Consider the following 7,658-nt stretch of genomic DNA (forward strand, 5'->3'; position numbering starts at 1 on the left):
CTGAGATTCTCTAATATGGACTTATCATGATCGGGTAAGAAGAGATGAACAATGACGATTTTCCTTCGCAGCGTGTTACTTGGTTTATTGTTGTCGGGCTACTGCCAAGCTCAAACGGCCTACACTTGGGTCGACGAAAAGGGGGTTCTACACTTTAGTGATAGCCCTGAAAGCCCAAATGCCACCTCTCTCGAACTACCAGAGCATCAACAAGCGGCCCCGGCTCCTGAGTTATTACCAGAAACGCCGCCAACCAGTGCTGATTCATCGCAACAAGCGCAAACCGACAAGCCTACCAAGGTCGCCCCAAAGCCACTTGATATCTCTTTTCTCCAACCGATGCATGACCAAGCCATTCGCAGTAATAGCGGAAAGCTCACCATTCAAGCGCAACTTAACCGAGACCTCTCTATCACTGAGCACTTGCAGCTAATGTTTGATGGCAAACCTTATGGCGCACCTCAAATCGAACCATTATGGCAATTAAAAAACGTTGACCGAGGTAGCCACGTGATTGCAATTCAAGCCATTAGAGACGGCAAGCAAATTGCATTATCTCCTACCATAACGGTGCATGTGCAAAGGGCTAAGGTAAAACCGGTTTAATCCCCTCTCTTTGCGGCTTTTTGAGCTCTATTTTACTTTCTCTTATTGAAAGAATGAGCCATACTTGAGTCTTATGCACCAGATTGGTGCAAAGAAAGGATGCACGCAGCCGCAGGAGACAACGGGTGAGCCAAGAGCTAAACAACATCATTCTTAACCACCAAGTTACGGCGATTCTGATCATGAATGAATCGCTGCAAGTCCGCTACGCTAACCCAGCCTCAGAGCAGCTATTTTCACAAAGTGCCAAGCGCTTAGTCGACCAACCACTTGGTAAGCTTATTCAGCATGCCTCGCTTGATCTGGCGCTACTTTCTCAACCATTGCAAAGCGGCCAAAGCATCACCGATAGTGACGTCACTTTTATTGTTGATGGTAAACCTCTGATGCTAGAAGTGACGGTCAGCCCTATCTCTTGGCAAAAGGAGCTGCTGCTCTTGGTCGAAATGCGCAAAATTGATCAACAGCGCCGACTGTCACAAGAGCTAAATCAGCACGCGCAGCAACAAGCGGCCAAACTATTGGTCCGTGGTCTCGCCCACGAAATAAAGAATCCACTCGGTGGGCTTAGAGGTGCGGCACAACTACTCGAAAGAATGCTGCCTGAGCCGAGCCTGACCGAATACACCCAAATCATCATTGAGCAAGCTGACAGGCTACGCTCTCTAGTAGACAGACTACTTGGCCCACAAAAACCCGGGGTGAAAAAATCGGAAAACTTACATCTGATTTTGGAAAAGGTGCGTCAATTAGTCGAGTTAGATATCGGCCAGCAAGTCATCATAGAAAGAGATTACGACCCTAGCTTGCCCGATATCGTCATGGATGTAGACCAGATAGAGCAGGCGCTACTCAATATCGTCAGTAACGCTGGTCAAATCCTTGCACCACAACCTGATGGAAAAATAACAATCCGCACCAGAACGGTGCATCAAGCCAATATCCATGGTCAACGCTATAAGCTAGCCGCTCGAATTGAGGTGGTCGATAACGGTCCCGGCATTCCAGCGGATCTACAAGACACCTTGTTCTATCCCATGGTGAGTGGCCGACAAGGCGGTACTGGCCTTGGTTTATCTATTTCGCAAAATTTAATCGATCAACATAAAGGCAAAATTGATGTTGAAAGCTGGCCAGGACACACCTGCTTTACCATTTACCTGCCAATTTAATAACGATAACAACGCATTGCTGTGAGGAAGAGAGTTTATGAGTAAAGGATACGTATGGGTCGTCGATGATGACAGTTCAATTCGCTGGGTAATCGAAAAGACCTTATCCTCAGCCAATATAAAATGCGAAACTTTTGCTGATGCAGAAAGCGTGTTGCTAGCGCTCGAGCGAGAGACGCCCGATGTGCTGGTCTCTGATATCCGTATGCCAGGTATCAGCGGTATGGAATTGCTAAATCAAGTACATGAACGCTCTCCTGATTTACCCGTGATCATCATGACGGCTCACTCCGATCTGGATGCTGCGGTCAATGCATACCAACAAGGCGCCTTTGAGTATCTCCCAAAGCCTTTTGATGTGGATGAAACCCTAACTCTGGTTGAAAGAGCATTGGCGCACAGCCAAGAACAAAAGCAGCACCAAAGCAAAACTGACTCTGACATAAACCCAACCCCAGAAATCATTGGCGAAGCCCCTGCAATGCAAGAGGTGTTTCGTGCGATTGGTCGACTCTCCCGCTCATCCATTTCGGTATTAATTAATGGTGAATCTGGTACAGGTAAAGAGTTAGTCGCGCACGCGCTACATCGCCACAGCCCAAGAGCAAAGAACCCATTCATTGCGCTTAACATGGCAGCCATTCCAAAAGATTTGATTGAGTCAGAACTATTTGGCCATGAGAAAGGTGCATTTACTGGCGCTAATGGTGTCCGCCAAGGCCGATTTGAGCAAGCCAATGGCGGTACACTTTTTCTCGATGAAATTGGCGATATGCCATTAGATATTCAAACTCGCTTACTACGCGTATTGGCTGACGGCCAATTTTATCGCGTGGGCGGCCATTCTCCGATCAAGGTCGATGTCCGTATCGTTGCTGCAACGCACCAAAATCTTGAATATCTCGTTCAACAAGGGGATTTCCGCGAGGATTTATTCCACCGCCTTAACGTCATCCGCATACAAATCCCTGCGCTTAGAGAGCGCCGTCAAGATATTGAAAAACTCGCTATACACTTCCTGCAATTGGCCGCAGAAGAGCTGGGTGTTGATGTGAAGACCTTACACCCAACAGCCAGTGAGACACTCACTAAACTCGCTTGGCCGGGTAACGTTCGTCAACTAGAGAATATTTGTCGTTGGCTCACAGTCATGGCCAGTGGTAGCGAAGTATTACCTAATGATTTACCTGATGAACTGCTTGAGACGAAATCAATGCCAACCCAAGCGCATCAAGCAAGTTGGCAAAACCAACTGGCCAACTGGGCTAAAGAGTCTCTCAATAAAGGGGATTGCGATTTGCTCAACTACGCACTTCCTGAGTTTGAGCGTATACTTCTAGAGGCCGCTCTTGAGCACACAAATGGGCATAAGCAAGACGCCGCAAAAGTGCTCGGTTGGGGTAGGAATACACTGACGAGAAAACTAAAAGAGTTGTATTAGTTCCATTTTGGACAGTGAGATTGTGCTTTTCATGGTATTAATGACCTAGCGCAAAGCTATAATTAGTCTAAATAATGATATTTAACTAAATTTACCACCTTGATAGTTAAATATTTTTGACCAATTACCAGAGCTACTAGCTGCTACTTTTTGACCAAAAAGTGCTCGCCCGTAACTATAAAAAAATATAATATTACAGTACATCATCTCTCAAGACGCTTAACATGCCTGCAACTAAGTACATAACATTGAGAACGGCGGTCGTTTTACCCTTTGTAATCGTCTTTTTGTTTACGATTGGGGTCATTGTGGCCGTCCAAAAAACCAGTTATGAAGAGATGGTGCATGACATCAGTGGTAAGCAGCTTTCATCGCTTACCGAAAATGTCACACTCGAGCTAGATCGCTTTCTTAATACCCCTTTTCAAGCTAGCTTAGTCCTGCGTCATAACATTGAATTCAATCACCTCTATAGACCAAATGACCTATCCTCAATCCAAACCTTATTACTAAACAGCTTTCAGGATCTCTACTCCGACATTAGTCAGCTAGATAATATAGGTTTCGGCGGTGAAGGTGGCGAATACGTCGGGATGCGCAAAGAAGACACCAACGACTTCACTTTGATGCTGCAAGACCAACGTACTTACAACAACCTTGTTATCTACCAAGGGCATGAAGTGAGCGACAATATTCGCTCAGTCATTGAGGGATACGATCCACGCGTGCGTCCGTGGTATCAACCAGTGGTGGGTAGCTACCAATCCCACTGGTCTTCTATTTACGCCAACGCAGATGAACGACAAGAAGTCACTCTATCAGCCATCACACCCGTTTTTTATGACCAAGCCTTCCAAGGCGTAGTGGTCAGCGATGTTAAGATCGATACGTTCAATGACTTCCTTAGCAAACAACAAGAGAAAACCAATGCTGCGATTTTTATCTTTGATGGAGAGCAGCGCCTGATCGCCCACTCCGTTGGCGGCAGCGTGATCTCTTGGGGCACCGAGTTAAGCGAAAAAGGTCAGCGATTACTCACTGTAGAAAGCGCAAACCCAGTCATTAAGGCAAGCGCGGAATACGTCGCGCAGCGTGATTTACCTGCTAGTAATGAGATTAACCGCTTCAGCAATTCTCTCTCAGGCGAGCGCTATTTCAACCACATTACTCCTTATACCGATCAATACGGCCTGAAGTGGTACATCGGCGTATCCATTTCTGAAAGTGACTTGCTCGGCAAGCTACCAGAAAGCCAACGTGATAGTTGGATCCTAGGCCTAATCGCAAGCTGCATCGGTATCATCATTGGCCTATTTGCCTTTAACCGCATCGTGGCACCAATCACCTCCACCGCAACAGCAGCCAAACAGCTTGCTAAAGGTGATTGGGATAGTGAACTACCGAAACCCGGCAGTATTTATGAAACCTCAATGCTGGTACATGCATTCAATGAGATGACCGATAACTTAAAAGCGTCATTCCGTGCGATTCGTACTCAGCTTCTCTATGACTCACTGACTAAGCTATACAGTCGTGAAGGTTTGATTGACACATGCGATAAGCTGGACGCATTAGATGGTTGCCTGATCTTAGTTGGTATCAACAAATTCCGCGATATCAATGACAGCATGGGGCATCACCGAGGCGATCAACTGCTAGTTATCATTGCAGAGCGCTTGCGAGCCCTATTCGATGAAGAAAACATGATCGCTCGTATTGGTGGTGATGAGTTCGCAATATACCTACCACGCCCACTTTCTGATGAAGATATTTCATTAACCGAAAACCGCATTCGTCAAATGTTTGCTTCACCGTTTGTTATGGGCCAAGACAGCATTGTTGTTCAAGTTTCTCTTGGCGTTGTAAAAGAGAACAAGCACAGCAACATGACACTTTGGCTACGTAATGGCAGTATCGCACTGAGCAATGCCAAACAAGAGCCAACCTTCATCAGTCACTATCGCCCAGAGATGGCTGACATCTCTCGCAAGCGCACACTGATGCAATCAAAGATTAAAGCGGCCCTTGAACAGGGTGAATTCGTGCCTTTCTATCAACCACTGATTGATCTAAATACAGGCCAAGTCGTTGGAGCAGAGGCGCTCGCACGTTGGTTATCACCAACATCTGGTTTAATCTCGCCACTTGATTTCATTCCTATCGCCGAAGAAAGCGGCTTTATAGGTGCCATAGGCGAACAGATCCTAGTTCAAGCCTGTAATGACACAGTTCGTGGTATTCAACAAGGTAAATGGGGCAAAGACTTCCATTTGCACGTTAACTTATCAGTACACCAGTTATCTCAACCGGATCTGATTGAGATAATAAAACGTACGTTGGATGAATCTGGGCTGGCAGCTGAAAACCTGACTTTAGAGATCACCGAGTCACGCATTGTTGATAACGATCCTGTGACTATCCAAAACATGCAAAGTATCCGAGATCTGGGCGTACACATCGCTATTGATGATTTTGGTACAGGCTACAGTTCACTCGCTTACCTACATAAACTGCCATTCGACTGCCTCAAGATCGATCGTACTTTCGTTAACAAACTCGATAGAAAGCAACTCGACACTTCGATTGTTGCGGCCATCATCAATATGACCCGCAGTATGAAAGTAGAGATCGTTGCAGAAGGCATCGAAACAACAGAACAAGCGGAAATGCTGGCTCAATTAAACTGCCCACAAGGGCAAGGTTTCTTGTACAGCCGCCCAGTTCCTTTTGAAGAATGGCCAACAGATTTGGTTAACATGAAGTAGAAGTCGTCAATTAGTGGCGATTTTGCACCCTTAGTGTGCTGACACTCAGTACTTTGATTCTTATACTAAGTGCAACTCACACTATTGGGATTACTATAATGATAACCAAGAACTTACCACTGACTGATTTGCACCGTCACCTTGACGGCAACATTCGCACGCAAACCATCCTAGAACTAGGCCAAAAATTTGGTGTGCAACTGCCAGCGAATGATATTGAATCGCTTACTCCTCACGTACAAATTGTTGAAGCCGAGCCTTCACTCGTCGCTTTCCTTTCTAAGCTAGATTGGGGTGTTGCTGTATTGGGTGACTTAGACGCATGTCGCCGCGTGGCATACGAAAACGTAGAAGATGCGTTAAATGCACAAATCGACTACGCTGAGCTGCGTTTTTCTCCATACTACATGGCAATGAAACACAACTTACCTGTTGCAGGCGTTGTAGAAGCAGTTGTAGATGGCGTGCAAGCGGGTGTGCGTGACTTTGGCATCAAAGCTAACCTAATCGGTATTATGAGCCGTACGTTCGGTACAGAAGCTTGTCAGACTGAACTTGATGGCATCCTAACGCAAAAAGATCATATCGTTGCCGTTGATTTGGCAGGTGATGAGCTAGGCCAACCTGGCGAGCAATTCGTTAAACACTTCACGCAAGTAAAAGATGCCGGTCTTGCAGTCACTGTACACGCAGGCGAAGCCGCAGGTGCAGAGAGTATGTGGCAAGCTATCCGCGATCTTGGCGCAACTCGTATTGGTCACGGTGTGAAAGCTATCCACGATCCTAAGCTAATGGACTTCCTTGCTGAAAACCGTATTGGTATTGAGTCTTGCCTAACGTCTAACTTCCAAACTAGCACTGTGGACTCTCTAGCAAATCACCCTATCAAGCAGTTCCTTGAGCACGGTGTCCTTGCGTGTCTAAACACAGATGACCCAGCAGTAGAAGGTATTGAACTGCCATACGAGTATGAAGTAGCAGCTCCTCAAGCTGGCCTATCACAAGATCAAATTCGCCAAGCGCAAATCAACGGCCTTGAGCTTGCCTTCCTTTCTGAATCAGAGAAACAAGCACTACGTGATATCGCTGCTAAACGTAGCTAATTACACAGACAATGATTCTTTAGCCGACGCATTAGCGTCGGCTTTTTTATACCCGTAACAAAGTTAACCACGCAGGAACTAAAATTAAGTGAGGTACAGGGAATAGTGACAACCAATGAGATATTTCAAGACCAAATAGCAGGTATGAAAAAGCCTCGCTATTTCTAGCGAGGCTTATCATTTTTCAGTGTGGAGCACAAAAAGTAAAAAACCCGCTAATTGCTTAGCGGGTTTTTTAATGTGGCGGAGAGATAGGGATTTGAACCCTAGATACGCTATTAACGTATGCCGGTTTTCAAGACCGGTGCTTTCAACCACTCAGCCATCTCTCCACAAATTGTTACCAAAATATAGTCTTACACTAATGATGCTAAATTCTAGTTTTACCCTCAGATTGAATCTGAAAGTTTTATTTAAAGCCTGGCGATGTCCTACTCTCACATGGGGAAACCCCACACTACCATCGGCGCTATTGCGTTTCACTTCTGAGTTCGGCATGGAATCAGGTGGGTCCACAACGCTATGGTCGCCAAGCAAATTCTTTAATTCGGAAAGCTGATTCTCTTATATA

The 7,658-nt window shown here is 45.9% G+C and carries 5 protein-coding genes, 1 tRNA gene and 1 rRNA gene; 5 read left to right on the top strand and 2 right to left on the bottom strand.

Features of this window, described 5'->3' with window-relative positions; translation table 11 throughout:
• Positions 1-51: 51 nt before the first annotated feature.
• The 5 genes from MU515_RS09360 (at position 52) to add (ending at position 7,087) form a co-directional block, all read left to right on the top strand.
• The gene (locus MU515_RS09360; protein ID WP_260260159.1) at positions 52-606 is read left to right on the top strand and encodes a DUF4124 domain-containing protein; all 555 of its coding nucleotides are present in this window, start codon (positions 52-54) and stop codon (positions 604-606) included.
• Between the two features lie 125 nt (positions 607-731).
• Positions 732-1,778, top strand: a complete 1,047-nt coding sequence (gene glnL / locus MU515_RS09365; RefSeq protein ID WP_260260160.1) for a nitrogen regulation protein NR(II) — start codon at positions 732-734, stop codon at positions 1,776-1,778.
• Between the two features lie 37 nt (positions 1,779-1,815).
• Positions 1,816-3,219: a nitrogen regulation protein NR(I) gene (gene glnG / locus MU515_RS09370; protein ID WP_260260161.1), complete on the top strand. Its 1,404-nt coding sequence runs from the start codon at positions 1,816-1,818 to the stop codon at positions 3,217-3,219.
• Between the two features lie 224 nt (positions 3,220-3,443).
• On the top strand, positions 3,444-5,984 hold the full coding sequence (gene gepA / locus MU515_RS09375) for a phosphodiesterase GepA (protein ID WP_260260162.1): 2,541 nt from the start codon (positions 3,444-3,446) through the stop codon (positions 5,982-5,984).
• A gap of 98 nt (positions 5,985-6,082) precedes the next feature.
• Entirely contained in the window at positions 6,083-7,087 is a 1,005-nt protein-coding gene (gene add / locus MU515_RS09380) for an adenosine deaminase (RefSeq protein ID WP_260260163.1), read from the top strand.
• A gap of 241 nt (positions 7,088-7,328) precedes the next feature.
• Here add and MU515_RS09385 read toward each other — a convergent pair.
• Positions 7,329-7,419: transfer RNA gene (locus MU515_RS09385), tRNA-Ser, on the bottom strand.
• An 86-nt stretch (positions 7,420-7,505) separates the two neighbouring features.
• Positions 7,506-7,621: ribosomal RNA gene (gene rrf / locus MU515_RS09390) — 5S ribosomal RNA — on the bottom strand.
• Positions 7,622-7,658 lie beyond the last annotated feature (37 nt).

The organism is Vibrio intestinalis, assembly GCF_025195085.2.
Taxonomy (GTDB): domain Bacteria; phylum Pseudomonadota; class Gammaproteobacteria; order Enterobacterales; family Vibrionaceae; genus Vibrio; species Vibrio intestinalis.

Coding starts and splice junctions, on each gene's coding strand:
- MU515_RS09360 (WP_260260159.1), top strand. CDS start 52: ATGACGATTTTCCTTCGCAGCGTGTTACTTGGTTTATTGTTGTCGGGC.
- glnG (WP_260260161.1), top strand. CDS start 1,816: ATGAGTAAAGGATACGTATGGGTCGTCGATGATGACAGTTCAATTCGC.
- gepA (WP_260260162.1), top strand. CDS start 3,444: ATGCCTGCAACTAAGTACATAACATTGAGAACGGCGGTCGTTTTACCC.
- add (WP_260260163.1), top strand. CDS start 6,083: ATGATAACCAAGAACTTACCACTGACTGATTTGCACCGTCACCTTGAC.